The sequence below is a fragment of the Chelatococcus sp. CO-6 genome (genome assembly GCF_001271345.1).
GTDB classification, from domain to species: Bacteria; Pseudomonadota; Alphaproteobacteria; order Rhizobiales; family Beijerinckiaceae; genus Chelatococcus_A; species Chelatococcus_A caeni.
The window spans coordinates 122,499-145,961 of sequence record NZ_CP012398.1; the positions used below are offsets into that span (position 1 = coordinate 122,499).

A 23,463-nucleotide genomic window follows, 5' to 3' on the forward strand; every position below is an offset into this window, starting at 1 on the left:
GCGGGCGCGATCGGCTTCGTCCCGGCCCGAAGGCCGGCGCCGCGCCGCTCACGGCGTGGCTTCTGCTATCTGTGGTCCCTGGGCACGCCGCGCCCTTCGATGTGCCGCTCGTCCTCGCGGCGCACGATCGAGTATTCGGCATCGATCACCATGTCGTCGGCGCGCCCCCCGGGGCGCTGCCCGCGCCACTTCATCCACAGGTGATAGCCGAGCCCGGCGACGACGACGACCGGCAGCACGACGAGAAAAACGCCGGCTGCCACGATGGCGAGCGTGACGACGAGCGCCAGCCCCACCGCCGCGGCGAGCCAAAGCTGCCAGCGGGACAGGCGCACGATGCGCATCTGCGGGCCGAAACGGGGGTCATACCCCTGCATGATCTGATCCTTCTCCACCTCTGGCCGCGAACACATCACGCCCACCGGGCGAGAATATGATGTCGCGATGCCGCCCGTGCCAGTGGCGCGGCATTTTCCCCCGACACAACCCAGGGTCACACACTTGTGACGCAGATGCGGATCGACCCTCGGCGCGGCCTGTGGCCCATATCGACGTGCCGCGCTGGCCAGGTCCGACGGGCTTGCAAGTGCCCTCCGGGCCGGGGAAGCGCCGGAAAAATGTCATCGACACGAGGAGGAACAGGCAGCCATGCTAGATCGTCGCAGTCTACTCGTTTCGGCCGCCGCGGCCGGCAGCGCCATGACCATTCCTGCCTCTGCCTCCGCCCAGACGCTTCCCGCCACCTCGCCGGTCGAGCCCGACCGACAGGCGCCCGGCTTCTATCGCTACAAGGTCGGCGACCTGATGATCACCGCGGTCAATGATGGCGTCGGCCGCCGCCCGATCGACGGCTTCATCCGCAATGCGGAGATCGACGACGTGCGGGGCGCGCTCGATGCCGCCTTCCTGCCACGCGACAGCATCACCATTCCCTTTACCACGCTCGTCATCGACCGGGGCGGCAAGCTGACGCTGATCGACGCGGGCAACGGCGATTCGGGCGCGCCGACGAGCGGCCTCTGGATGGCGAACTTCCGCGCCGCCGGCTTCGACCCCGCCGCCGTCGAGACCATCGTCATCAGCCACTTCCACGGCGACCACATCAACGGGCTGAGGCTCAAGGACGGCACGGCCGTCTTCCCGAGCGCCGAGGTGCTGGTGCCGGAAGCCGAATGGGCCTTCTGGATGGATGACGCCAAGATGGCCGCGGCCCCCGACGGCATGAAGGGCGCGTTCCAGAACGTGCGCCGCGTCTTCGGCCCCATCGCCGGCGAGGTGAAGCAGTTCAAGGCCGACAGCGAGGTTGTGCCCAACGTGACGGCCGTCGCCGCCTACGGCCACACGCCGGGCCACACGGCCTTCGCCGTCACCGCCGGCGAGGGGCGGCTCATGGTGATGAGCGACACCACCAACCACCCCGCCCTCTTCGTCCGCAATCCCGAGTGGCAGGCCATCTTCGACATGGACGGGGACATGGCCCGCGAGACGCGCAAGCGCCTGCTCGACATGGCGGCGAGCGAGAAGATGCAGGTGGCCTTCTACCACGCTCCCTTCCCGGCGACCGGCCATATCGCCCGCGACGGCGACAGCTTCGCCTTCGTGCCGGTGGCCTGGAGCCCCATCATCTGAACAGACGGGCCGACGCGGCGTCCTCCGCGCCGCGTCCCCTCCGGCATCCTTGCTGGACGGGACGCCCCGATTGCGGCTATGGGTCTCCTCCCCGCCGATGGATGCGTCGGGCGCCCGCCCGCGCTGTTTCGGCCTGCCAGGACAGGGGCGCCCATGGCCCGCCGATTCGGTAAGATCGCCATCGTCGCGAGCGACGCGCCCGAGGCGCAGAAGGCCGCGGCCAATCTCGTCTCCCGCTACGGCACGCACCCCCCGGACGAGGCCGACGCGATCGTCGCGCTCGGCGGCGACGGTCTCATGCTGCAGACGCTGCACCGCTTCATGGGCACCGGCAAGCCGATCTACGGCATGAACCGCGGCTCGGTTGGCTTCCTGATGAACGAGTTCCACGAGAACGACCTCGTGGACCGGCTGGAGGAGGCCGAGCGCAGCGTGGTGCACCCTCTGCTGATGATCGCGCACGATGCGGCCGGCATGCCGCACCAGGCGCGCGCCATCAACGAGGTCTCCATGCTGCGCCAGACCTTCCAGGCGGCGAAGCTGCGCGTCTATGTTGACGGCCTCGTGCGGCTCGAGGAGCTGACGGCGGACGGCCTGCTGGTCGCCACACCGGCCGGCTCGACGGCCTACAACCTGTCGGCGAACGGGCCGATCCTGCCGCTCAACGCCACGCTTCTCGCACTGACCCCGATTTCCGCCTTCCGCCCACGGCGCTGGCGCGGCGCCCTGCTGCCGGACCATGCGCGTGTACGCGTCGACGTGCTCGAAGCCGACAAGCGCCCGGTCAGCGCCGTGGCCGACCACACGGAGTTCCGCTCCGTGACGCGGGTCGACATCGCCATGGACCGCAGCGTCGACCTCGTCATGCTGCACGACCCCGGCCACAGCCTGGACGAGCGCATCCTGCGCGAGCAGTTCGGCTACTGACCGCCTCAGGCGGCGATGAGCCGCGATGCCGGCCGCTGCCCGTCGATGACGGCGCGGTCCGCCTCGATCAGGGCGCCGAGCGCCGCATTCTCCGCAAGGCGCGCCGCCATGCCCCGCGCCTCCTCCCGCGCGACCTCGGCCTCGAAGCGCCGCAGCAGCGCCGTCAATGCATCCCCGTCTGCATCGCCGCGCGACGTGCAGGCGGCGATCACGCGCTCCAGGATCGGACGGGACAGGCCGACGGAACCACCTTCCTCCCACCGGTGGCCGGAGCACGCCCGGCAGGCGGACCAGGCGGCGAGAAAGGCCGGCCGCAGGGCACCGGGGATACCGGCCCGTTCCAGCAGGGCCTCGCGCCCCCGTCCGCGCTCGTCTCCGGCGAGCGCCGCCACCCGTCCCGGCGGCACCTCGGCGAGTTCCGCCAGCGCACAGGCGAACAGCCGCTCCTCGCCGCTGAGGAGCCCGCGCAGCAGCAGTCGCGGCGTCAGCCGGCCCTCCTGCCGCAGCTGCCGCACGAGCGCCGCGAGAGAGGGCTCGTCCGGCGCCGTCGCGGCGATGGTCAGCACCGTCCGTTCGCCCGCTTCGCGTGCGGCGCCTTCCGCGCGTTCCGTGCCGAGCCAGCGGCGCCCGGTAACGAAGGCCGTCAGCTGCTCGGCGACGGCCACCGCGATCCGCTGGCGCACGGCGGCCGGCAGGTCCGGGCGCGCCAGCAACGCCTCGCGCAGCACCGGCAGCTTCGCATGGCGCTCGAGCATGCGGTGCATCAGGAATTCGGGCAGGGCCGCGCTGTGGTTCTCGGCCAGCGCGACGAGCGCATCCGGCGCGCCGACCGCGACCAGCGCCGTGGCGACGGCGAGCGGCAGCCCGGGGCGGACCGCAACGGCCGTCTGGGCGAGGGCATCTCCCGCCTCCACGCAATCGACGAGGTCGGAGGCCATGAGCAGCGGCGAGCGGGCGAGGACGAGCGCCGCGACGTCGCTCTGGTCGCGCGCGAGCGCCAGCAGGAGATGGCGCGGAATGTCGAGCTCGGATCCGAGTTCGCGCGCAAGGGCGCGCCGCACGGCCGAGGAGGTGTCGTCGAGGAGGCTGAGCAGCGCCGCCTCCGCCTCCCGCCGCTCCTCGGGCGAGAGCCGGGCCGAGACGTAGGCACGGGCGAGCGCCCCCGCCCCTCGCGCCCGTTCGCTCGCCGCGGCGGAGCGAACCCAGAGCAGAAAGCGGCGGATGATCATTGCCCCAATCCCAAGCGGCGGGCGCGGCCGGAGCCCCGCCGGTCCGCACATCCACCAAAGCCATATGTGCATATCGCGGTTTTCCCCGAGGCACGGGAACGGGGAAGAGTGCGATATGGCTCGCCTCGCAGCATGGGGCGGTTATGGTAAACGAAGTCTGAACACGGCAACCGGAGGGGACCTCTACTCCATGACGGCGCAGGCAAACGGCAGTCCGCATCCACGCGGCGGGCTCTACTTCGAAGACTTCAGCGTCGGCCAGCTCATCCGCCATCGCCTCACGCGAACCGTGACGCAGATGGACAACATGCTGTTCTCCAACATGACGCTCAATCCCCAGCCGCTGCACATCGATGCGCATTTCTGCGCCACCGAGACCGAATGGGGCCGCCCGCTGATGAACTCGCTGTTCACCCTCGGCCTGATGATCGGCATTTCGGTCAACGACACCACGGTCGGCACCACCATCGCCAATCTCGGCATGACGGACGTGCGCTTCCCCGCGCCCCTCTTCGAGGGCGACACCATCAACGTGACGACTGAGGTGGTCGCCGTGCGCTCCTCGCAGTCGCGTCCCGACGCCGGCATCGTCGACTTCCTGCACCGCGCCTACAAGCAGGACGGCACGCTCGTCGCCGAATGCCGGCGGCAGGCCTTCATGCGCAAGCGCCCGGCGGTGTGACGGCCATGCGCTCGCTGCTCTTCGTCCCCGGCGACAGCCGCAGGAAGCTCGACAAGGGGCTGACGGCCGGGGCGGACGCCCTGATCCTCGACCTCGAGGATTCCGTCGCGCTGTCGGAGAAGGAAACCGCCCGGCGCGTCACCGCCGACTTCCTGCGCGATGTCGGCAACCAGCCGGCACGGCCGCTGCTCTACGTGCGCATCAACGCCCTCGACAGCGGCCTGAGCGAAGGGGATCTCGACGCCGTCATGGCGGCGGGGCCAGACGGCATCATGCTGCCGAAGGCCGCCGGCGGCACCGACGTGTCGCATCTCGGCGCCAAGATCGCCGTGCGCGAGGCCGAATTCGGCCTCGCCGACGGCAAGACCCGCATTCTCGCCATCGGCACGGAGACGGCCCGCGGCGTCTTCGCCCTCGGCACCTATGCCGGCGCGAGCCACCGCCTCACGGGCCTTGCCTGGGGCGGCGAGGATCTCTCCGCCGACCTTGGGGCCGAGACGAACCGCCTGCCCGACGGCCGCTACGCCGAGCCCTATCGCCTCGCCCGTTCGCTGACCCTCATGGGTGCCGCGGCGGCTGGCGTCGATGCGGTCGACGCCGTCTTCACCAATTTCCGCGATCTCGACGGGCTCGCCGCCGAATGCGAGGCGGCGCGACGCGACGGCTTCGTCGCCAAGATGGCCATCCACCCCGCCCAGGTGCCGGTCATCAATGCCGCCTTCACGCCGACGCCCGAGGCGATGGCCGAGGCCCGCGCCATCGTCGACGCCTTCGCGGCCAATCCGCAGGCCGGCGTCCTCGCCGTCGGCGGCGAGATGGTCGACCGTCCGCACCTGAAGCGCGCCGAGCGCGTGCTGGCGCGTGCGCCGAAGGAGGGGTGAAGCTCAAACCCTGCAGACGGCGGGTCCGACAGCGCGGCGTGTCCCCTCTCCCCGTCAACGGGGAGAGGGAGCAGTCGCACTGCGGAACCGGCCGCCCCTAGTTCCCGCCCTTCGGCCGCACGAGGGAGAACACCTCGTCCACGACGCTGTAGTCGTGGTAGCCGAGCCGGGCGATGGGCTGCATGGCGGCGGTGTCGACGAGCCCGTCCCTGAGGTAGCGGTCGTCGATATAGATGCCGACCACCTGGCCGAGCACCAGCCAGCGGTCGAGCGCACGCCCGTCCATATCCTCGAGCCGGATGATCTGCAGGCGCTTGCACTCGAGCGCCGCCGCGATGCCGCGCACGCGCGGCGGCTTGACGAAGCGCGACGGCTCCGGCGCGAGCCCCGCCGCCTCGAACTCGCTGACGCCGCGCGGCAGCGGCGCCGAGGTCGCGTTCATCGCGTCGCGCAGCGGATAGGTCGCGATGTTGCAGACGAACTCGCCCGTCTCGGCGATGAAGGCGACGGAATCCTTTTGCCCCTCACTGGAGAAGCCGACGATGGCCGGATAGGTCGAGAAGGCGTTGAAGAAGCTGTAGGGCGCGAGATTGGCCTCTCCCCGCTCGTTGAGCGACGAGATCCAGCCGATCGGCCGCGGCGCCACGAGCGCCTTGAAGGGGTCGTGCGGCAGCCCGTGGTCGCGGGCGACGGCGTCGTAGATCATGGGCCCTACTCGCCGAAACGGGTGACGATGGAGGCAAGCTCCGGCCGCGGCCGGTCCGCCGGCTTCTCGCTGGCCGTGCCGATGTGGACGAAGCCGGCGATGCGCTCGCTGGCGGCAAGGCCGAGCGCCTCGAGCACGCGCCGGTCATAGGCGTACCACTCGGTGATCCAGCTCGTGGCGAAGCCCATCGCATTGGCGGCGACGACGAGGTTCATGCACACCGCGCCGGACGACAGCACCTGTTCCCACTCGGGGATCTTCGCATGCGGCGCGGCGCGCGAGACGACCGCGACGACGAGCGGCGCGCCCGTCAGGCGCTCGCGCTCGGCGGCGAGCCGCTTCTCGTCCGCCTCCGGATTGTCGGCGGCGAAGGCGGCCGCGATGATCTCCCCGGCCTTCACACGGGCCTCGCCCGAAAAGACGATGAAGCGCCAGGGGACGAGCTTGCCGTGGTCGGGCACCCGCGCGGCGAGGGTCAGGAGCGTGTTGAGTTCGTCCTCGCTCGGCGCCGGGGCCTGCATCTGGCGGGCGGCCACGGACCGGCGCGCGCTGAGGAGTTCGATCGTTGCATTCGACATCGGCTCTTCGCTCCAGGCTGGAACTGTTTGAAAAAGCGTCGTTTCGGCGCCTCGTGCCCGCCGTTGTCATCGCGGCTCCGCCGCCCTGCGTCAACGCCGTCGCGCGCATGGCCGCCTGCGCGGCGATGCCTCCGGCGCGAGGCCGTGCCAAGGCGCGATGCCACCTTCCATTCACAATTGGGTGGCAACTGCTCGCCGGGGCGCTTATGGAAAGATCTCTCCGGCTCCCGGCACGAACGGAAAACCAGCAACGTGATCAAGGTCTTCAATCGCTGGAGCGCACTTGCCCTGATGGCGTTCGGGCTGCCTTTCCTCGCGGCCGGCGCCCTTGCGCAGGTGCCCCCGCGGCTGCAGAACGCGCCGCCGCCGCAGCTCCAGGACACGCAAGGCACCGCGACCCTCTATCTGAGCGCCGTCTTCTCCGGCGAGACCAAGCCGATCGGGGAAGGGCTCGTCTGGCGCGTCTATGCCGATGCGCCGGACGGCGAGGACTTCAAGATCGTGATCAAGTCGGAGGACGCTTCGCCCTCCGTCACCCTGCCCAAGGGCGACTACCGCATCCACGCGGCCTACGGATTCGCCAGCGCCACGCGCCGCGTCTCCCTGACGCGCGACACCGTCGAACGGCTGACCATCTCGGCCGGCGGCCTGCGCATCCACGGCGCCATCGGCGCGAACCCCATCCCACCCGAGAAGATGACCTTTTCGGTCTTCGTGCCCGTGGGCAACAACGACGAAGGACGCCTCGTCGTCGAGAAGGCGCGCTCCGGCTCGGTCGTGCGCCTGCCGGAGGGGACCTACCACGTCGTCTCCAGCTACGGCGATTCCAACGCCCTCATGCGGGCCGACCTCAAGGTCGAGAACGGCAAGCTCACCGACGCCACGCTCAACCACCGCGCCGCCACGGTGACGCTGAAGCTCGTCCGCGCCGCGGGCGGCGAAGCCTTCGCCGGCACGGCCTTCAGCGTGCTGACGCCGGGCGGCGACGTCATCCGCGAGGAGATCGGCGCCTTCCCGTCCTTCATCCTGGCCGAAGGCGAATACGTCGTCATCGCCCGCCATGAGGGGCAGGTCTACACGCGCGAATTCACCGTCGAGAGCGGCCAGGACCGCGACATCGAGGTGGTGGCGCGGTAAGGGATCGGCTCGGCAACATGCCGGGAAGAAACGGGCCGCGCATGGTTAGGCCCGTCGAATGATGCTATCGTCGGCCTCTCCTGAGGATGACAGCACCATGCGCATGACCGTGGCCCTTGATGATGATCTTCTGGCGAAGGCTCAGGCCTTCACCGGCCTCAAGGAAACGTCCGCCCTCATGCGAGAGGCGCTCAAGGCGCTGATCGAGCGGGAAAGCGCACGCCGTCTCGCCCGTCTCGGCGGCACCGAACCTGATCTTGAGATTGCACCGCGGCGGCGTATGACGCCCCGATGATCCTCGTCGATACGTCGGTTTGGGTCGATCACCTGCGCACCGGCGAGGAAACGCTTGCCGCCTTGCTCGATCATGGCCGCGTGTTGACGCATCCGTTTGTCATCGGGGAGCTGGCACTCGGCTTCCTGCGCCAGCGCCAGGCAATCCTCCCGGCGCTTCAAGGGCTACCGCACGCAAGTCTCGCCACCGATGCCGAAGTGCTGGCGTTCATCGACGAGCACGCGCTGGCTGGACTCGGCATCGGCTATGTCGATGCCCACTTGCTGGCGTCCACTCGGCTGACCGCCGGATCGACCCTCTGGAGCCGTGACAAGCGGCTTGCCCGCGTTGCCGAGCGACTGGAACTGGCCTGGCAGGGTGGACTTTTGCCGCCCCCTTGATGCAGCAGGCGGGCGCAAGCTCCCTCTCCTTCTGCAAGGAGAGGGAGCCAGCCGATCAGGCCACGGCCTGCTTGAGCGCCGGCGTCTCGGCGCGCTCGCGGCGGAGGTCCGGCGGCACGGCCTCGTCCACCAGCGAGGCGAGCGCCTCGTCGAGCGTCATCGACACCTGCTGCTGCGAACCGAGCCGGCGGATGGAAACCGTGCGCTCCGCCGCCTCCTTCTTGCCGACGACGAGGAGCACCGGCACCTTGGCGAGCGAGTGCTCGCGCACCTTGTAGGTGATCTTCTCGTTGCGCAGATCGACGTCACCGCGCAGGCCGGCCTTCTTCGCCGCCTTCAGCACCTCGAGCGCATAGTCGTCCGCCTCCGAGGTGATGGTGCACACCATCAGCTGCTGCGGCGCCAGCCACAGCGGAAAGTGTCCGGCGAAATGCTCGATGAGGATGCCGGCGAAGCGCTCCATCGAGCCGCAGATGGCCCGGTGCACCATGACCGGCGTCTTCTTCTGCCCGTCCTGGTCGACGTAGAAGGCGCCGAAGCGCTCCGGCAGGTTGAAGTCCACCTGCGTCGTGCCGCACTGCCAGTCGCGGCCGATGGCGTCACGCAGCACATATTCGAACTTCGGCCCGTAGAAGGCGCCCTCGCCCGGGTTGATGCTCGTCCTGATGCGGTTGCCCGACTGGGCGGCGATCTGCTCGAGCACCTTGCCCATCACCTCCTCGGCGTGGTCCCACAGGGCGTCGGAGCCGACGCGCTTCTCCGGCCGGGTGGAGAGCTTGACCACGATCTCGTCGAAGCCGAAGTCGGCATAGGTCGACAAGATGAGATCGTTGATCTTCAGGCACTCCTCGGCGAGCTGGTCCTCCGTGCAGAAGACATGCGCATCGTCCTGCGTGAAGGCGCGCACGCGCATCAGCCCGTGCAGCGCGCCCGACGGCTCGTAGCGGTGCACGGCGCCGAATTCGGCGAGCCGCAGCGGCAGGTCGCGGTAGGACTTGAGCCCGTGCTTGAAGATCTGCACGTGACCCGGGCAGTTCATGGGCTTGATGGCGAAGACGCGCTCGTCCTCCGTCTCGTCGCCGGCCGAGGTCGCCGCGAACATGTTCTCGCGATACCAGCCCCAGTGGCCCGAGATCTCCCACAGCGACTTGTCGAGGAGCTGCGGCGCGTTCACCTCCTCATAGTCGGCGGCGAGGCGCCGGCGCATGTAGCTGATGAGGCTCTGGAACAGCGTCCAGCCCTTCGGATGCCAGAAGACGGTGCCCGGCCCCTCCTCCTGGAAGTGGAACAGGTCCATCTCCCGCCCGAGGCGGCGATGGTCGCGCTTCTCGGCTTCTTCGAGCTGCCTGAGATAGGCGTCGAGGTCCTCCTGGCTTGCCCAGGCGGTGCCGTAGATGCGGGTCAGCATCGGATTGTTCGAATCGCCGCGCCAATAGGCGCCGGCCACCTTCATCAGCTTGAAGGCGGACCCGACCTTGCCCACGCTCGTCATGTGCGGCCCGCGGCAGAGATCCAGCCATTCGCCCTGCCGGTAGATCTTCAGCGTCTCGCCGGGCGGGATGGCATCGACCAGCTCGACCTTGAAGGCCTCGCCCTTCGTCTCGAAATGCGACCGCGCCTGCTCGCGTGACCATTCCTCCTTGGTGAAGGCGGCATCGCGCGCGATGATCTCGCGCATCTTCGCCTCGATCACCGGGAAGTCCTCCGGCGTGAAGGGCTTCTCGCGATAGAAGTCGTAGTAGAAGCCGTTCTCGATGACGGGGCCGATGGTCACCTGCGTGCCGGGAAAGAGCGTCTGCACCGCCTCGGCGAGCACGTGGGCGCAGTCGTGCCGGATGAGCTCGAGCGCGCGCGGATCGTCACGCGAGACGAACTCGATCCTGGCGTCGCGCGTGATCGGGTCGGCAAGGTCGGCGAGGTTGCCGTCGAGCGCCATGGCCACCGTGCGCTTGGCGAGCGACTTGGCGATGCCTTCGGCGACTTCGCGCCCGGAAATGCCTTGGGGGAACTGGCGCGCGGCGCCGTCGGGAAAGGTCAGCGTAATCATCAACAGTCTCCCGCTCACTCCTGCAAACGACGGCAGGTAAGCGTTTCTCGTCTCAAGGTTGTCCGGACGGGGTTCCTTGCGGCGGCGAGGCACCGTCGCCGTCCGGTTCGACGGCCTCGCAGGCGAAGGCCGGCGGCGCATTGACGCCGCGCCAGCGCCCATAGGTCCACGGCTTATACCAGGCGCTTGCCGGCGGCAACGCCTCCGGCACCAGATCGATGCCGCTCGTGCCGAGCGGCGTGCAGCGGCAGATCCGGGCGAAACCCATCCACCCGCCGGCCCACAAGCCGTGCGCCTGGATCGCCTCGTCCGTATAGGCCGAGCAGCTCGGCCAGTGCCGGCACTGGCGCCCGACGAAAGCCGACAGCGTGAGCTGGTAGCCACGGATGATAAGATGCGCTATCCACTGACCGGGATTCATGTCTCTCGCCGCTGGGGAATCGCCTTCCATATGGTTACGCTCGGAGCAGGCGCCACGTTTCGCGTCGTTTTCGCCACGAAACGTTAACTGCGCTGCGCGAGAGTGCCGGCATTCGTTCAGGAGTAGCACATTGTCTGGCAGCCGCGTCGCTTTTGCCGCCACCCTGGCCGCTTCGGCCCTCGGCGTTTTCGCATTGTCGTCCACCTCCGCCCTCGCCCAGTCGTCCCGCCCCTATGAGACGACCTTCGCCGGCGAACCGGTGGGACCCAACGACTGGATCCTCACGATCAAGGGCAATGCCCAGGTCACGCCCCAATACCAGGGATCCGACAAGTCGAGCTTCGTCGCTTTTCCCTCCTTCACCATCCGCCGCGCTACCGAGCCCAAGCGCTTCGCGGCGCCGGACGACGGAGTGAGCCTCACCTTCTACGGCAACCCGCTCGTCAGCTTCGGCGTCGTCGCCGCCTATCAGGGCGGCCGCTACTACCAGGACGACCGGCGCCTCTACGGCCTGTCGAAGATCAACTGGACGATCGAGCCCGGCGTCTTCGTCGAGCTGTGGCCGACCGAGCAGCTGCGCGCCCGCTTCGAGATCCGCCACGGCCTCAACGGCAGCGGCTTCGTCGGCAGCGTCGGCCTCGACTGGGTGCAGAAGATCGATCGCTTCACCATCTCCGGTGGCCCGCGCGTCGTCCTCGCCGACAGCGGCTACATGGACAAATACTACGGCGTGACGCCCTACGAGGCCGCGATCAACGGCCGGGTCTGGCCCTTCAAGGCCGACGGCGGCGTACGCTCCGTCGGCGCGGCGGCCGCCGTGTCCTACGACTGGAGCGACGAGTGGAACGCCACCGTCTTCGGCCGCTACGACTATCTGACCGGCGACGCGGGCAAGAGCCCGATCGTGCGCGCCTTCGGCTCGCGCAACCAGTTCAGCGTCGGCGTCACCGCCGCCTATTCGTTCAAGACCACCTGGTGAGCAGGGCGCAACGGCGCCGGGGATATCAGGCCCCGGCGGCCGGCGCTTCGGCTTTCGCCGCCAGAGCCTTGTCGACGGCCTCGACGACGGCATCGAAGGTCAGCAGCGTCGAGGCGTGCCGGGCCTTGTAGTCGCGCACCGGCTCGAGCACGGCGAGCTCCGCCCAGCGCCCGCCCGGCGGCGGGCCGTTGTCCTTGAGCATGCGCCGCATCGTCTCGCGCAATTCGCGCAGTTCCGCCGCATCCGCCCCGATGACGTTGCGCGCCATGATGGACGACGACGCCTGGCCGAGGGCGCAGGCCTTCACGTCATGGGCGAAGTCGCTGACGCGCCCGTCGTCGAGCAACACGTCGACGGTGACCGTCGACCCGCAGAGCTTGGAATGGGCGGTGGCGCTGCCATGCGGCGCGGCAAGCCGCCCGAGCCGCGGAATGTCCGCCGCCAGTTCCAGAATGCGCCTGTTGTAGATATCCGAGAGCATATCCGCTCCAACCTGACGGATTTGGTTCCATCCGTGCCGGTCCCCTATATAAGGCCCGATGCATGGATGCAAAAGCAGGCCCGCCCGAGATGACGGCCTGCGGAAGATGCGGCAGGTGCCCGCGACATGCGGCCGACGCGCGGCGGGGATGCGTTTCGGCCGGCGGCACCATGGCCGATCGGGAGAGGCCGGATGAAGACCGCCGCAAGATCTTCGAACACGGGTACCGTCCGGAACGGCTGCGGCAAGGACGCCGCCGCCGTCCGGCCGAGCCGCGCCGAGGCGGAAGCCGCCGTGCGCACGCTCATCCGCTGGGCCGGCGACGATCCGGATCGTGAAGGCCTCGTCGAGACGCCCGAGCGCGTCGTGCGCACCTTCGAGGAGGTCTACGCCGGCTATCGCGAGAACCCGGGCGAGCTGCTCGACAGCATCTTCACGGATGTCGGCGGCTACGACGACATGGTCCTGGTGCGGGACATCCCCTTCCATTCCCACTGCGAGCACCACATGGTGCCCTTCGTCGGCCGCGCGCACATCGCCTATTACCCCGCGGGCGGCGTCGTCGGCCTGTCGAAGTTCGCCCGCCTGGTCGATGCCTATGCCAAGCGCCTGCAGACGCAGGAGGCGCTGACGGCCCAGATCGCCGACGCCATCGAGACGCACCTTTCCCCGCGCGGCACGGCGGTGATGATCGAGGCCGAGCACATGTGCATGTCCATGCGCGGCGTGCAGAAACAGGGCTCGCTCACGGTGACGACCCGCTTCGGCGGCGTCTTCCGCGACGATCCGGCCGAGCAGGTGCGCTTCTTCACGCTGCTGCGCTGCGGACGCGACCGGACGGCAGGATGATGCCTCGGGGCGGGACTTCGAACCAAGAGACAGGACATGTGCGAACGCTGTGACTTCATCGCCGCGCGCGGCAGCAAGGCGGACGTCGAGGAGGGCGATCGGCTGATGCCGGCCTTCGACGCGAACGGGCTCCTGACCTGCGTGACGACCGACGCGGCGACCGGCGAGGTGCTCATGGTCGCCCACATGAACGCGGAGGCCCTCGCCCGCACCGTCGAGACGGGCGAAGCCTGGTACTGGTCCCGCTCGCGTGCCAGCCTCTGGCACAAGGGCGATACCTCGGGCCAGATCCAGAGCGTCGTCGAGATGCGCATCGACTGCGACCAGGACGCCATCGTCCTCAAGGTCGAGGTCGGCGGCGACGGCGGCTGCTGCCACACCGGGCGTCGCTCCTGCTTCTACCGGCGCGTCATCACCGAGCCTGACGGGCGCGGACGCCTCGCCTTCGACGCCACGGAGTGACACAGACGACCGCCGGGCCAAAAAGGCGACACAAGCCTCTTTCATTCATTCCGCTGCAACTTCATCCTGCCAGGCTGCGTTGTTCCTGCAGAGGGCGACCGGATGTTCGAAGACATCGCATCGCTCGCGGCGACCATGGCCGTTGAGCCCGACCCCACCCTGCCGCTGAAGCGGCGCCCGTTCGGCATCGCGCTCGGGGGCGGGGCGGCGCGCGGCTGGGCGCATATCGGCATCATGCGCGTCCTCGCACGCGAGGGCCTCGTCCCGCACGTTATCGCCGGCACCTCCATCGGCGCCGTGGTCGGTGGCTGCTTCGCCTGCGACAAGCTGGACGAGCTCGAGGAATTCGCGCGCTCGCTGACCAAGCGGCGCGTGATGGGGCTGATGGATTTTCACCTCAACGGCTCCGGCCTCATCGCCGGCCAGCGCCTCCGGCGCATGCTCTCGCACCACCTCGGCGACATTCGCATCGAGGCGCTTGCGCCCCGCTTCGTCGCTATCGCCACCGAGCTCGGCAGCGGCCACGAGATCTGGCTGACGCGCGGCTCCATCACCGAGGCCCTGCGCGCCTCCTATGCCCTGCCCGGCATCTTCGACGCCGTGCGGCTCGGCGGCCGCTGGCTGATGGACGGCGCCCTCGTCAACCCGATCCCGGTGACGGCGGCACGCGCGCTCGGGGCCGAGATCGTGCTCTGCGTCAACCTCAACGGCAGCGACACGCGCGGCCGCGGCGCCGTCATTCCCGCGCACGGCACGGACGAAGACCTCATCGAGGAGGAGGCCCAGGCCGCCCGCGGCCTCTTCGCCCCCGTGCGCGGAGCGGCGATGCGCATGCGCCAGTTCGGCCGGCGCTCGGACGGGGCTCCGGGCATCGGCGCCGTGATGGTCGATGCCTTCAACATCACGCAGGACCGCATCGCCCGCTCGCGCCTCGCCGGAGACCCGCCGGACGTGATGGTGTCGCCACGCCTCGGCCGCATGGGCCTGTTCGACTTCCACCGGGCCGACGAAGCCATCGCGCTCGGCATGGAAGCTGCCGAGCGCGCGCTGGACGAGCTGCGCGAGATGCTGGAGGTCCCGCTCGCCGAGCAGGGCTGAGCCCGCCGCCTCCCTTCTAGGCCATGGCGATATATTCGCGCATGGCCTTGTGCTCGGCCTCGATCTCCGCCACCCGGTACTTGACCACGTCGCCGATGGAAACGAGGCCCGTCAGCTTGCCGTCCTCCACCACCGGCAGGTGGCGGAACTTGCCCTCGGTCATGATGCCCATGATGTCGGTAATCGCCGAGGCGCTCGTGCAGGTCACGACCTTCTCGGTCATGTGCCGGCTCACGCCTTCCTTCAGGGCGTCGAGCCCGGCCTTGGCGATCTCGCGGACGATGTCGCGCTCCGAGAGGATGCCGAGGACCTTGCCGCCCTCGTCGACCACGACGACGGCGCCGATGCGCCGCTCGGCGAGAAGCTGGGCTGCCTCCATGAGCGTCTTGTTCGGAGGAATGGTCACGACGCTGCGGCCCTTGGCCGCCAGGATCTGGGCAACGGTCATCAGCTCCTCCATGCCAGATCGAGGCGCCGGTCCCGTGCGATCGCAACGGCACCGGACGCCTGCGATTCACCCACTCGGCCCATAGTGGTTGCACTCGCCGGCAAGCGCAAGGCGGCCGGAGAGATGCCGCGGCTCAGTCCGCGCGCTCGCGCGAATGAGCCCGGTCGAAGAGCGGAAACAGCAGCAGGCCCGCGACGAAGCCGCCGATATGCGCCTCCCAGGCGATGCCGCCCTCGGCCAGGCCGAGCGGCAGGGCGGCGACGCCGAAGGCGAGATTGACGACGAACCAGATGCCGATGAAGGCAAGGGCACGGCGGTTGCGCATGAGCTGGCCGAGGCTCTCGGCCGGCATGCGGTGGGCGCTGAGGTCGATGCCGAACATGTGGCCCCAGTCCGGCCGGAAGACGAAACGCGCGGCCGCCGCCATCACGCCCGAGATGGCGCCCGAGGCGCCGATCATCGGCACGACGTCGAAGGGCCGGCTCGCCAGATGCGCCAGCGCCCCTGCAATGGCGCAGACAAGGCACAGGACGAGGAAGCGCACCGCGCCGAAGCGCCGCGCGACGGCGCTGCCGAAGGCGAGCAGCCACAGGGAATTGGCCCCGAGATGCGCCCACGAGCCATGGAGCAGCGCATAGGTGACGAGGGCCCACGGCGCGGCGCCGTCGCCGAGGACGAGGCGGGCGAACATCTGCCAGTAGCCGCCGTCGGGCATCGCCGCCGCCCGGGCCACGATGGCATCGAGGCTCTCGAAGCCGAGGCCGACGACGAGCCGCGCCGGGATGAAGCCGAAGTCCACGAGAATGCGGAAATCCGTCTCCTCGCCGATGACGGAACGCAGGATATGGATGGCGACGATGACGGCGATCGACCCGACGACGACCGCCGGGGCGTTGAACATCGGCTCACGCGAGGGGCCGGAGGAAGGCTGGTGCGACATGGGCTCCGAAAGGCAAGCGTCGAAGGTGGCCACGACGCCCGCCTCGGCCGCCGCCGCGGCAACAGGCAACAGTTTCCCCGCCGCGTCAATCCGCTCGTCACGCGCGCGCGGGACCGCTCACGCGAACGCGAAGGGGGAGAGGCATGTCGCCCCTCCCCCCGCGGCATCCTGTTCCTGGCCGTGGCGCCACGGCCCGGCCGTCTTGTTCGACGTTCCCTGCCGGCAGGGCCGAAAGGCCCCTTGCCGTATGCTCAGGAGCATGGCGTGGCCGCCCGCCAGGGGCAACGGCAAGAAAATATTAACCCTAATGAAAGGTAAACGCCCGTTGCCCCTCCCCATCCCTGGCACGGCTGCTGCATTCTCAAGGACATAATGTCGGCAACCGTGCCGGGCTGGGAGGAAACGGCACAATCACGCGCCGCGTGCCGCCCTCTCCCACCGGCGCGCCGCACGGTTGCGCATGGAGCCGGGACGACAGCGGATCAAAATGAAACATGTGACGAGCCGCGCACTCTACGACTACTGGAACCGCCTGCGCGGGGAGCGGGCGGCGCCCGAGCGGGGAGAGATCGCGCCCGGCGAGATCCGCCACATCCTCGGCGACACCTTCATCCTGGACATCGACGGCGGCGAGCCCCGCTTCCGTCTGGCCGGCACGCGACTGTGTACCCTCGTCGGGGGAGACTTGAAGGGCCGCGCCTTCGCCTCGTTGTGGCAGGAGGCCAGCCGGCGCGAGAGCGCCCGTGCCGTCGCCCTCGTGCTCGACAACCAGGCGGGCGTGGTCGCCGGCGCCGAGGCTCGCCCGGAAATCCTTGCAGCGACTGCGCCTGCAGCGGAGCAGATCGACCTCGAGCTCATGCTGCTGCCGCTGCGCTGCCGCGGCAAGACCCACGCCCGCATGCTCGGCGCGCTCTCGCCCGCGGCACCGCCCGACTGGCTCGGCCTCGCTCCGCTGTCTCCCCTCACCTTCACCTCCGCGCGGGTCCTCTGGCCTGAAGGGGCCGACCGGCCAGCCACGGCAGGCGCCCTGCAGGACCGCCGCGGCCATCTCATGGTGTTTCGCGGCGGCCGGGGCTGATCGCCCTGCCGAAGCCGGGCCGCGCCGGCGGCCTCCTGAAGGAAAAGCCCCACGCAAGGCAAGAGCGCATGACTGTCCATGCGCTTTCAGCGCTTCATGGATCGTCGGGGATCAAGTATCTATTGTACTTGTCCAATGGCTGATTCTCTGCAGCTTGGTATTTCGACACGATGGCGCGGCCGATTTCACCGACAAATATTGCCTTGCGTGCCAGCAAGCCGGACCGCCGACGCCATCAGCGGGTGCCGGTGACGCTCGTCGGCCGCTACATGCTGCCGGACAAGCAGGAATATCCGTGCCAGACGCTCGACATGTCGCCCGGCGGCGTCAGCCTCGTTGCTCCGACGCCCGGCGCCATCGGTGACCGGGTCATCATCTATCTCGAGCAGATCGGCCGCCTCGAGGGCGAGATCACCCGCCATATCGACAACGGCTTTGCCGTGCGCTTCACAGCGACGCCGCGCAAGCGCGAGAAGATCGCCACCCAGCTGATGTGGCTGGTGCACCGCGACACCCTCGGGCTGCCCGAAGACCGCCGCCACGACCGCATCGTGCCGAACCGGCAGCTGACGACGATGGAAATCGCCGGCGGCGAGCGCCAGACGGTGCGCATCATCGACATTTCGCTGTCCGGCGCCGCCGTCTCGTCCGCCTCCGCCCCGGCGTCCGGGACGATGGTCACCCTCGGCCGCACCGAGGGCCGCGTGACGCGCCATTTCGAGGGCGGCTTCGCCGTCGAATTCCTGGCACCGCTGCCCGAACAGGACTTCGACGAGACGATCGAGCTCTGAAACCGCCTGGTCGCCCGGGTCAGCCCGGCGAAAGCGGAGGCGATCAGCCAGCGCGACAACCAGACACGCGGCGGCACAGGTCACGACCTGGCGCAACCCTCCCCGCCGTCATGCCCGCGCTCGTCGCGGGCATCCACGCCATGAAATCGCGCACACGCCGGGAGACGTGGATGGCCGGGATAAACCCGGCCAGGACGCTGGAAAAGGGCGCTCTCCCATCGTCACCGTCGGGTGGACGGCCTCGCTAAAATGCGCCGCATCTAAGTTCAGCTTTAATTTACTTAATAAATCATGCGTTAACGGCCCGTATATCTGTCAAATTACGCTTGTTTTATTCAACGTCGATGGATTTTGCCGCCCTATGATGTCTCCCGACGAATTGGGAGGCGACAATGAAAAATCCGATCGTCGCATTGGTCCTCATCCTCACCGGCGCCGTCGCGGCGGACGGTGCCCTGGCATACGGGCAGCGGCCGGAGCCGACGCCGGCGGCGGCCGAGCACGGCCTTGCCCGTGCGCCGGTCGGCTGGCTGCAGTTCTGCAGCGTGCACCCGGCCGATTGCGCCGTCGACCCGCAGGAAGATGCGCTGGTCAGCCTCGATGCCCGCCGCTGGCGGCTGCTGACGGCCATCAACCGCAAGGTCAACGGCGCCATCGTGCCGCAGACCGACGAGGAGCAGTGGGGCGTCGTCGAGAGCTGGAACTACCCCGACAGCGGCAAGGGCGATTGCGAGGACTACGCGCTGCTGAAGCGCCGGCTGCTCGCCGAGGCCGGCCTGCCCCGGCGGGCGCTGCGCCTTGCCGTCGTCATCGACGAGAACGGCGAGGGCCATGCCGTGCTGATGGTGCGCACCGACCGGGGCGACCTGATCCTCGACAACAAGCGCGACGCCGTCCTGCCCTGGCTCGCCACCGGCTATGTCTTCGTGAAGCGCGAGAGCCAGGATTTCGCCGGCTGGGCCTCTCTCGGCCACCAGGGCGGCGAGATGACCGCGAGCCCGCGCTGAACCGCCCGCGGACTAGGCAGGGCGTGCCTCGAAAACCACATCTATGAACAAATGTTAACCTTGATGAGACGTTGACGCCCGCGCCGCCTTGCGGCATCACCCGCGCCTATGAAAAGGTAAATGAAATCTTAAAGGGGTTGGGGCGGTAAATGGGTTCGCGTACCTCCGTCATTCTGGCGCTTGCAGGCTTGTGCCTCGTTTCGCTGGCCGCAACGGCCGAGGCGGATACGCGCAAGACGGCTTCCGTTTCCCAGGCTCACCAGCTCGAAGTCAATCTCCCCGACGCTTCTTCTGCCATCGAGCGCACGATGGCCCGCCCGCCGGTCGGCTGGCTTGCCTTCTGCCGCACGAACTGGAGCGAATGCACCGACGACGCGGACGGCCCCAGCGTCATCGACCTCGACCGGTCGGACTGGCACGACATCGTCCGCGTCAACCTCGACGTGAACCACTCGATCACGCCCGTGACCGACCTGGAGCACTGGGGCGTCGAGGAATCGTGGGACCTGCCGGTCGACGGCAAGGGCGACTGCGAGGACTACGTCCTCATGAAGCGCAAGCTCCTCATCGAGCGGGGCTTCCCCGCCCGCGCCCTGCTGATCACCGTGGTGCGGGACGAGGTCGGCGACGGCCATGCGGTGCTGACCGTGCGCACCACCCGCGGCGACTTCATCCTCGACAACAAGCGCGATTCGATCCTCTCGTGGACGGCGACCGGCTACCGCTTCATCAAGCGCCAGTCGCAGCAGGACACGATGCAGTGGGTCGCCCTCGGCCAGCCCGACGCCGGCACGGCCACCGCCGCGGCGCGCTGACGCGGCCTGAAGGCCGGCGGCCACGTGCGCCGCCGGTGAAAATCGGCTAGCAAGGCACCTCCCTCTCGCCTCCAGCGACTCGAGCCTTGTCAGCCCAGCCCCTCGATATCCTCAAGACCGTCTATGGCTATGGCGCCTTCCGCGGACGCCAGGCGGAGATCATCGACCACGTGATCGCCGGCCGGCACGCCTTCGTGCTGATGCCCACCGGCGGCGGCAAGTCGTTGTGCTACCAGATCCCGGCGCTGGTGCGCCGCGGCACCGGGCTCGTCGTCTCGCCCCTCATCGCCCTGATGGAGGACCAGGTCGCGACGCTGCGCCAGGCGGGCGTGCGCGCGGCGGCGCTCAACTCGCGCATCTGGGGCGCGGAGAAGGACGAGCTCTGGCGCGAGGTGGGACGTGGCGAGATCGATCTCCTCTACATGGCGCCGGAGACCCTGCTCAGGCCCGAGACGCTCGAGCGGCTGAAGTCCGTTCCCCTGTCCCTCATCGCCATCGACGAGGCCCATTGCCTCTCGCAATGGGGGCACGACTTCCGGCCCGAGTACCGCGCGCTCGACGTGCTGGTCGACCTCTTTCCCGACGTGCCGCGCATGGCGCTGACGGCCACGGCCGACGCCCCGACGCGCGAGGAGATCGTCGCCCATCTCGCCATCGGCACGGAAAACAGCTTCGTCGCCGGCTTCGACCGGCCCAACATCCGCTACGGCGTCGCCGAGAAGCAGGGCACGACCCAGCAGCTGCTGCGCTTTCTCAGCACCCGCAAGGGCGAGAGCGGCATCGTCTACTGCCTGTCGAAGCGCAAGACCGAGGAGGTGGCCGCGACGCTCAACGCCCACGGCTTCACCGCCCTCGCCTATCACGCCGGCATGGATATGGCGGCGCGGGAGGCCAACCAGCGCCGCTTCCAGCACGGCGAGGGCCTCGTCATGGTGGCCACGATCGCCTTCGGCATGGGCATCGACAAGCCGGACGTGCGCTTCGTGCTGCATGTCGACCTGCCGGCCAGCATCGAGGCCTACTACCAGGAGACCGGCCGCGCCGGCCGGGACGGGCTGCCCGCCGAGACGCTGATGCTCTATGGCGCCGAGGACATGGCGCTGCGCCGCCGTTTCATCGACGAATCGGACGCTCCCGCCGAGCGCAAGCGCATGGAGCACCGCAAGCTCGATGCGCTGCTCGGCTTCGCCGAATCCTGCCAGTGCCGCCGTCAGGTGCTGCTGCGCTATTTCGGCGACGATGGCCCGCCCTGCGGCAATTGCGACGTCTGCCTCGACCCGCCGGAGACCTTCGACGGCACCATCGCCGCCCAGAAGCTGCTGTCATGCATCCACCGCACGGGCGAGCGCTTCGGCCAGGGCCATGTCGTCGCCGTGCTCCTGGGCGAGGAGGACGAGCGCATCGAGCGGCTCGGGCACGACAAGCTCTCCACCTACGGCATCGGCCGGGAGTTCGACCGCAGCCAGTGGCGCTCCATCATCCGGCAGCTCGTCGCCCACGGTCTGGTGATCGTCGACGTCGCCGGGCACGGCAGCCTCTCCATCTCCGCCAAGGGGGCGAGCTTCCTGCGCGAGCGGTCCTCGATCATGCTGCGGGCGCTGAAGAAGCCGAAGCCCGGCGGCCGGAAGGCGGCGCGCCGGCAGGCGGTCGAGGCGCTGCCGGAGGGCGACCGCGAGCTCTTCGAGAAGCTGCGCGCGCGGCGCCTCGAACTGGCGAAGGAGCAGAACGTGCCGCCCTACGTCATCTTCCACGACCGCACGCTGCAGGAAATGGCGGCGCGCACGCCGCGCACCCGCTCCGACCTCGCGGCCATCTCCGGCGTCGGCGAGTCGAAGCTCACCCGCTATGCCGAGGCCTTTCTCGAGGTCATCACGACGCATGCGGACGACGCTCGCTGAACACGCTCAGTCGAGCCGCTTCAGCCCCGCCGCGAACCGGCGCCAGTTGCCGACATAGCCCATGGCCGACAGCTTGAGGCCGGCGAGGGCCTTCTCGTCGAGGGCGCGCACAGCCCGGGCCGGCGCCCCGACGACGAGCGAGCCGTCGGGAAACTCCTTGCCCTCGGTGACGAGCGCATTGGCGCCGACGAGGCAATTGTTGCCGATGCGCGCGCCGTTGAGCACCGTGGCGCCCATGCCAATGAGCGTGGAGGCGCCGATGCGGCAGCCGTGCAGGATCGCATGGTGGCCGATGGTGCAATCCGGCCCCACGGTGAGCGGAAAGCCCATGTCCGTGTGCAGCATGGCGCCTTCCTGGATGTTGGAGCGGTCGCCGATGTCGATCAGCTCGTTGTCGCCACGCAGCACGGCGCCGAACCAGACCCCGACCTCGTCGCCGAGCCGGACACGGCCGATCACATGCGCATCGGGCGCTATCCAGAAGCGGTCGGCGGCGGGCAATTCGGGGCTGAGATCGCCAAGGGCATAGACGGGCATCACGGTCTCCACAGTCGATTGCGCAAGGAGGGCCCGCCGGCGGGCTCGCGTCAAGTGCACCTTTCTTCTTCAGAAAGCCCCGCGCCACCCCGCTTGGTTAACGCGGCTTTAGGCAAGATGGCGCAATTTGGCCGCAGCCGCCGTCCGGCGGTCTGGAGATCACGTCAACCATGGTCCTCGCAGCGGAAAGGCTCTTCTCTGTCGTTGCCCGGCGGCCTTCGGTCCTGCTGCGGCTGTCGCTCGCCGCGGCGGCCGCCGGCGCCGCCGCCCTGGCGGGCACCGCCTTCCTGCGTCCCGCAGCGCCGCAGAAGCCTGCCCCTGCCCGCATCGACTACGAACTCGCCGGCCACCCGCTGAGCGTGCCCGCATCCTGGCTGCGCGAGACGATGGATCGCTCGGGCGGCACGGTGCCCCGGCTCGATCTCGCCATTCCCTGGCCGGGCGCCGCGGCCGACGGCGAGGCCGAGATCGTCGCCGTCACCCTCGTCCCGGCGGACGCGGCGCTCGACCCGGCCGAGCGGCCGGCGAAGCTCTATATGCGCTTCCTCACGCCCGAGACCTGGTCCACGCCCGGCGGCCTCGTCCTGCGCCGCTTCCGCCCCGGCACGCCCTATGAGGGCGAGGAGCTTTATCTCGCCCCGCCCGACGGGCGGCGCTTCTTCGCCCGCTGCACGCGCCAGGCCGCGACAGGTGTCGTCGCGCCGCTCTGCACCACGGTGATGCGCCTTGCGGGCATCGACGTCATGCTGCGCTTCGGCCCGGAACGGCTCGCCGAGTGGGCGCGGCTCGGCGCGGGCGCCGAACGGCTCATCGCGATCATGGCGCCGCCCGAGCCGCAATGACGGCCGGCAACGAAAAAGGGGCGCGCCCGTCGCCGGGCGCGCCCCTTTTCGATGGATGCCTTGTCGGCTCAGTCCTCGAGATCGGCGTCGAGGATCGCCATCTGGAAGCTGTAGGACTTGTCGCCGTCCTCGTCGTCGAGGAAGAGCACACCAATGAACTCTTCCCCGATATAGACCTCCGCCGAGTCGGTCTTGCGCGGACGCGCAACGACGCGGATGCCGGCATTGGCGAAGGTGCGGCGCAGAAACCGCTCGACTTTGGCAAGTTCGTTCTTGTCCATGGCGCCGCCTCTCGTGTTCGGGTCTTCGGAAGGGCCCCCGCTTGC

The 23,463-nt window shown here is 69.1% G+C and carries 28 protein-coding genes; 17 read left to right on the forward strand and 11 right to left on the reverse strand.

Annotated elements, in window-relative coordinates; genetic code table 11:
• Positions 1 to 65 precede the first annotated feature (65 nt).
• A complete protein-coding gene (locus AL346_RS00705; RefSeq protein WP_019403233.1) occupies positions 66 to 377 on the reverse strand; it encodes a hypothetical protein in 312 nt (103 codons plus the stop codon).
• Positions 378 to 699: 322 nt separating this feature from the next.
• Here AL346_RS00705 and AL346_RS00710 point away from each other — a divergent pair, with 322 nt between their 5' ends.
• Together AL346_RS00710 and AL346_RS00715 are read left to right on the forward strand one after the other, a co-directional pair.
• A complete protein-coding gene (locus AL346_RS00710; protein WP_019403234.1) occupies positions 700 to 1,629 on the forward strand; it encodes an MBL fold metallo-hydrolase in 930 nt (309 codons plus the stop codon).
• A 153-nt stretch (positions 1,630 to 1,782) separates the two neighbouring features.
• Positions 1,783 to 2,556 carry an NAD kinase gene (locus tag AL346_RS00715; protein ID WP_019403235.1) on the forward strand — a complete coding sequence of 258 codons (774 nt, stop codon included), beginning with the start codon at positions 1,783 to 1,785 and terminating at the stop codon, positions 2,554 to 2,556.
• 5 nt (positions 2,557 to 2,561) lie between these two features.
• On the opposite strand, the gene AL346_RS00720 is transcribed toward AL346_RS00715, so the two are convergent.
• Positions 2,562 to 3,785, reverse strand: a complete 1,224-nt coding sequence (locus tag AL346_RS00720) for a DUF2336 domain-containing protein (protein ID WP_019403236.1) — start codon at positions 3,783 to 3,785, stop codon at positions 2,562 to 2,564.
• 190 nt (positions 3,786 to 3,975) lie between these two features.
• On the opposite strand from AL346_RS00720, the gene AL346_RS00725 reads away from it, so the two are divergent.
• Complete coding sequence (locus AL346_RS00725) at positions 3,976 to 4,467, forward strand: MaoC family dehydratase (RefSeq protein WP_019403237.1); 492 nt, start codon at positions 3,976 to 3,978, stop codon at positions 4,465 to 4,467.
• Positions 4,468 to 4,472: 5 nt separating this feature from the next.
• The gene (locus AL346_RS00730; RefSeq protein ID WP_026015318.1) at positions 4,473 to 5,348 is read left to right on the forward strand and encodes a CoA ester lyase; all 876 of its coding nucleotides are present in this window, start codon (positions 4,473 to 4,475) and stop codon (positions 5,346 to 5,348) included.
• A gap of 97 nt (positions 5,349 to 5,445) precedes the next feature.
• On the opposite strand, the gene AL346_RS00735 is transcribed toward AL346_RS00730, so the two are convergent.
• Together AL346_RS00735 and AL346_RS00740 are read right to left on the reverse strand one after the other, a co-directional pair.
• Positions 5,446 to 6,054 (reverse strand): flavin reductase family protein, encoded by a 609-nt coding sequence (locus AL346_RS00735; protein WP_019403239.1) that lies wholly within the window; start codon positions 6,052 to 6,054, stop codon positions 5,446 to 5,448.
• Positions 6,055 to 6,059: 5 nt separating this feature from the next.
• Positions 6,060 to 6,632: a nitroreductase gene (locus AL346_RS00740; protein WP_019403240.1), complete on the reverse strand. Its 573-nt coding sequence runs from the start codon at positions 6,630 to 6,632 to the stop codon at positions 6,060 to 6,062.
• Between the two features lie 252 nt (positions 6,633 to 6,884).
• On the opposite strand from AL346_RS00740, the gene AL346_RS00745 reads away from it, so the two are divergent.
• The 3 genes from AL346_RS00745 to AL346_RS00755 all read left to right on the forward strand — a co-directional run bounded on the left by AL346_RS00745 (position 6,885) and on the right by AL346_RS00755 (position 8,444).
• Positions 6,885 to 7,769, forward strand: a complete 885-nt coding sequence (locus AL346_RS00745; RefSeq protein ID WP_019403241.1) for a hypothetical protein — start codon at positions 6,885 to 6,887, stop codon at positions 7,767 to 7,769.
• A 97-nt stretch (positions 7,770 to 7,866) separates the two neighbouring features.
• On the forward strand, positions 7,867 to 8,064 hold the full coding sequence (locus AL346_RS00750) for a type II toxin-antitoxin system VapB family antitoxin (RefSeq protein WP_019403242.1): 198 nt from the start codon (positions 7,867 to 7,869) through the stop codon (positions 8,062 to 8,064).
• Positions 8,061 to 8,444, forward strand: a complete 384-nt coding sequence (locus AL346_RS00755; protein ID WP_019403243.1) for a type II toxin-antitoxin system VapC family toxin — start codon at positions 8,061 to 8,063, stop codon at positions 8,442 to 8,444. Before AL346_RS00750 ends, AL346_RS00755 begins: the two co-directional genes overlap by 4 nt.
• Positions 8,445 to 8,499: 55 nt before the next feature.
• Here the strand turns inward: AL346_RS00755 and thrS are convergent, their stop codons facing one another.
• Positions 8,500 to 10,491 (reverse strand): threonine--tRNA ligase, encoded by a 1,992-nt coding sequence (gene thrS / locus AL346_RS00760; protein WP_019403244.1) that lies wholly within the window; start codon positions 10,489 to 10,491, stop codon positions 8,500 to 8,502.
• A gap of 52 nt (positions 10,492 to 10,543) precedes the next feature.
• Positions 10,544 to 10,912, reverse strand: a complete 369-nt coding sequence (gene yidD, locus AL346_RS00765) for a membrane protein insertion efficiency factor YidD (RefSeq protein WP_019403245.1) — start codon at positions 10,910 to 10,912, stop codon at positions 10,544 to 10,546.
• 193 nt (positions 10,913 to 11,105) lie between these two features.
• Between yidD and AL346_RS00770 the strand changes: the two genes are divergently transcribed.
• The gene (locus tag AL346_RS00770) at positions 11,106 to 11,891 is read left to right on the forward strand and encodes a MipA/OmpV family protein (protein WP_157672263.1); all 786 of its coding nucleotides are present in this window, start codon (positions 11,106 to 11,108) and stop codon (positions 11,889 to 11,891) included.
• A 25-nt stretch (positions 11,892 to 11,916) separates the two neighbouring features.
• Here the strand turns inward: AL346_RS00770 and AL346_RS00775 are convergent, their stop codons facing one another.
• Positions 11,917 to 12,372 carry an iron-sulfur cluster assembly scaffold protein gene (locus AL346_RS00775; RefSeq protein ID WP_019403247.1) on the reverse strand — a complete coding sequence of 152 codons (456 nt, stop codon included), beginning with the start codon at positions 12,370 to 12,372 and terminating at the stop codon, positions 11,917 to 11,919.
• A 192-nt stretch (positions 12,373 to 12,564) separates the two neighbouring features.
• Here AL346_RS00775 and folE point away from each other — a divergent pair, with 192 nt between their 5' ends.
• The 3 genes from folE to AL346_RS00790 all read left to right on the forward strand — a co-directional run bounded on the left by folE (position 12,565) and on the right by AL346_RS00790 (position 14,781).
• Positions 12,565 to 13,221, forward strand: a complete 657-nt coding sequence (gene folE, locus AL346_RS00780; RefSeq protein WP_019403248.1) for a GTP cyclohydrolase I FolE — start codon at positions 12,565 to 12,567, stop codon at positions 13,219 to 13,221.
• 36 nt (positions 13,222 to 13,257) lie between these two features.
• A complete protein-coding gene (gene hisI, locus AL346_RS00785; protein WP_019403249.1) occupies positions 13,258 to 13,683 on the forward strand; it encodes a phosphoribosyl-AMP cyclohydrolase in 426 nt (141 codons plus the stop codon).
• A gap of 102 nt (positions 13,684 to 13,785) precedes the next feature.
• Positions 13,786 to 14,781 (forward strand): patatin-like phospholipase family protein, encoded by a 996-nt coding sequence (locus AL346_RS00790; protein WP_019403250.1) that lies wholly within the window; start codon positions 13,786 to 13,788, stop codon positions 14,779 to 14,781.
• Positions 14,782 to 14,797: 16 nt separating this feature from the next.
• Here the strand turns inward: AL346_RS00790 and AL346_RS00795 are convergent, their stop codons facing one another.
• Together AL346_RS00795 and AL346_RS00800 are read right to left on the reverse strand one after the other, a co-directional pair.
• The gene (locus AL346_RS00795) at positions 14,798 to 15,229 is read right to left on the reverse strand and encodes a CBS domain-containing protein (RefSeq protein WP_026015319.1); all 432 of its coding nucleotides are present in this window, start codon (positions 15,227 to 15,229) and stop codon (positions 14,798 to 14,800) included.
• Positions 15,230 to 15,362: 133 nt separating this feature from the next.
• Positions 15,363 to 16,238, reverse strand: a complete 876-nt coding sequence (locus AL346_RS00800; protein ID WP_019403252.1) for a rhomboid family intramembrane serine protease — start codon at positions 16,236 to 16,238, stop codon at positions 15,363 to 15,365.
• Between the two features lie 418 nt (positions 16,239 to 16,656).
• On the opposite strand from AL346_RS00800, the gene AL346_RS00805 reads away from it, so the two are divergent.
• The 5 genes from AL346_RS00805 (at position 16,657) to recQ (ending at position 21,758) form a co-directional block, all read left to right on the forward strand.
• On the forward strand, positions 16,657 to 17,247 hold the full coding sequence (locus AL346_RS00805) for a PAS domain-containing protein (protein ID WP_026015320.1): 591 nt from the start codon (positions 16,657 to 16,659) through the stop codon (positions 17,245 to 17,247).
• A gap of 170 nt (positions 17,248 to 17,417) precedes the next feature.
• Positions 17,418 to 18,038, forward strand: coding sequence for a PilZ domain-containing protein (locus AL346_RS00810; protein WP_040404969.1), 621 nt, complete (start codon positions 17,418 to 17,420; stop codon positions 18,036 to 18,038).
• 392 nt (positions 18,039 to 18,430) lie between these two features.
• The gene (locus AL346_RS00815) at positions 18,431 to 19,045 is read left to right on the forward strand and encodes a transglutaminase-like cysteine peptidase (RefSeq protein ID WP_019403255.1); all 615 of its coding nucleotides are present in this window, start codon (positions 18,431 to 18,433) and stop codon (positions 19,043 to 19,045) included.
• 149 nt (positions 19,046 to 19,194) lie between these two features.
• Positions 19,195 to 19,860, forward strand: a complete 666-nt coding sequence (locus AL346_RS00820; RefSeq protein ID WP_019403256.1) for a transglutaminase-like cysteine peptidase — start codon at positions 19,195 to 19,197, stop codon at positions 19,858 to 19,860.
• Between the two features lie 86 nt (positions 19,861 to 19,946).
• A complete protein-coding gene (gene recQ / locus AL346_RS00825; protein ID WP_019403257.1) occupies positions 19,947 to 21,758 on the forward strand; it encodes a DNA helicase RecQ in 1,812 nt (603 codons plus the stop codon).
• A 6-nt stretch (positions 21,759 to 21,764) separates the two neighbouring features.
• On the opposite strand, the gene AL346_RS00830 is transcribed toward recQ, so the two are convergent.
• Positions 21,765 to 22,295, reverse strand: coding sequence for a gamma carbonic anhydrase family protein (locus tag AL346_RS00830; RefSeq protein ID WP_019403258.1), 531 nt, complete (start codon positions 22,293 to 22,295; stop codon positions 21,765 to 21,767).
• 170 nt (positions 22,296 to 22,465) lie between these two features.
• On the opposite strand from AL346_RS00830, the gene AL346_RS00835 reads away from it, so the two are divergent.
• Positions 22,466 to 23,137, forward strand: coding sequence for a hypothetical protein (locus tag AL346_RS00835; protein WP_053193127.1), 672 nt, complete (start codon positions 22,466 to 22,468; stop codon positions 23,135 to 23,137).
• Positions 23,138 to 23,205: 68 nt separating this feature from the next.
• Here the strand turns inward: AL346_RS00835 and AL346_RS00840 are convergent, their stop codons facing one another.
• A complete protein-coding gene (locus tag AL346_RS00840; protein ID WP_019401228.1) occupies positions 23,206 to 23,418 on the reverse strand; it encodes a DUF3126 family protein in 213 nt (70 codons plus the stop codon).
• Positions 23,419 to 23,463: the final 45 nt, after the last annotated feature.

Coding starts and splice junctions, on each gene's coding strand:
- AL346_RS00705 (WP_019403233.1), bottom strand. CDS start 377: ATGCAGGGGTATGACCCCCGTTTCGGCCCGCAGATGCGCATCGTGCGC.
- AL346_RS00710 (WP_019403234.1), top strand. CDS start 700: ATGACCATTCCTGCCTCTGCCTCCGCCCAGACGCTTCCCGCCACCTCG.
- AL346_RS00715 (WP_019403235.1), top strand. CDS start 1,783: ATGGCCCGCCGATTCGGTAAGATCGCCATCGTCGCGAGCGACGCGCCC.
- AL346_RS00720 (WP_019403236.1), bottom strand. CDS start 3,785: ATGATCATCCGCCGCTTTCTGCTCTGGGTTCGCTCCGCCGCGGCGAGC.
- AL346_RS00725 (WP_019403237.1), top strand. CDS start 3,976: ATGACGGCGCAGGCAAACGGCAGTCCGCATCCACGCGGCGGGCTCTAC.
- AL346_RS00730 (WP_026015318.1), top strand. CDS start 4,473: ATGCGCTCGCTGCTCTTCGTCCCCGGCGACAGCCGCAGGAAGCTCGAC.
- AL346_RS00735 (WP_019403239.1), bottom strand. CDS start 6,054: ATGATCTACGACGCCGTCGCCCGCGACCACGGGCTGCCGCACGACCCC.
- AL346_RS00740 (WP_019403240.1), bottom strand. CDS start 6,632: ATGTCGAATGCAACGATCGAACTCCTCAGCGCGCGCCGGTCCGTGGCC.
- AL346_RS00750 (WP_019403242.1), top strand. CDS start 7,867: ATGCGCATGACCGTGGCCCTTGATGATGATCTTCTGGCGAAGGCTCAG.
- AL346_RS00755 (WP_019403243.1), top strand. CDS start 8,061: ATGATCCTCGTCGATACGTCGGTTTGGGTCGATCACCTGCGCACCGGC.
- thrS (WP_019403244.1), bottom strand. CDS start 10,491: ATGATTACGCTGACCTTTCCCGACGGCGCCGCGCGCCAGTTCCCCCAA.
- yidD (WP_019403245.1), bottom strand. CDS start 10,912: ATGAATCCCGGTCAGTGGATAGCGCATCTTATCATCCGTGGCTACCAG.
- AL346_RS00775 (WP_019403247.1), bottom strand. CDS start 12,372: ATGCTCTCGGATATCTACAACAGGCGCATTCTGGAACTGGCGGCGGAC.
- folE (WP_019403248.1), top strand. CDS start 12,565: ATGAAGACCGCCGCAAGATCTTCGAACACGGGTACCGTCCGGAACGGC.
- hisI (WP_019403249.1), top strand. CDS start 13,258: ATGTGCGAACGCTGTGACTTCATCGCCGCGCGCGGCAGCAAGGCGGAC.
- AL346_RS00790 (WP_019403250.1), top strand. CDS start 13,786: ATGTTCGAAGACATCGCATCGCTCGCGGCGACCATGGCCGTTGAGCCC.
- AL346_RS00795 (WP_026015319.1), bottom strand. CDS start 15,229: ATGACCGTTGCCCAGATCCTGGCGGCCAAGGGCCGCAGCGTCGTGACC.
- AL346_RS00805 (WP_026015320.1), top strand. CDS start 16,657: ATGAAACATGTGACGAGCCGCGCACTCTACGACTACTGGAACCGCCTG.
- AL346_RS00810 (WP_040404969.1), top strand. CDS start 17,418: ATGGCGCGGCCGATTTCACCGACAAATATTGCCTTGCGTGCCAGCAAG.
- AL346_RS00815 (WP_019403255.1), top strand. CDS start 18,431: ATGAAAAATCCGATCGTCGCATTGGTCCTCATCCTCACCGGCGCCGTC.
- AL346_RS00820 (WP_019403256.1), top strand. CDS start 19,195: ATGGGTTCGCGTACCTCCGTCATTCTGGCGCTTGCAGGCTTGTGCCTC.
- AL346_RS00830 (WP_019403258.1), bottom strand. CDS start 22,295: ATGCCCGTCTATGCCCTTGGCGATCTCAGCCCCGAATTGCCCGCCGCC.
- AL346_RS00835 (WP_053193127.1), top strand. CDS start 22,466: ATGGTCCTCGCAGCGGAAAGGCTCTTCTCTGTCGTTGCCCGGCGGCCT.
- AL346_RS00840 (WP_019401228.1), bottom strand. CDS start 23,418: ATGGACAAGAACGAACTTGCCAAAGTCGAGCGGTTTCTGCGCCGCACC.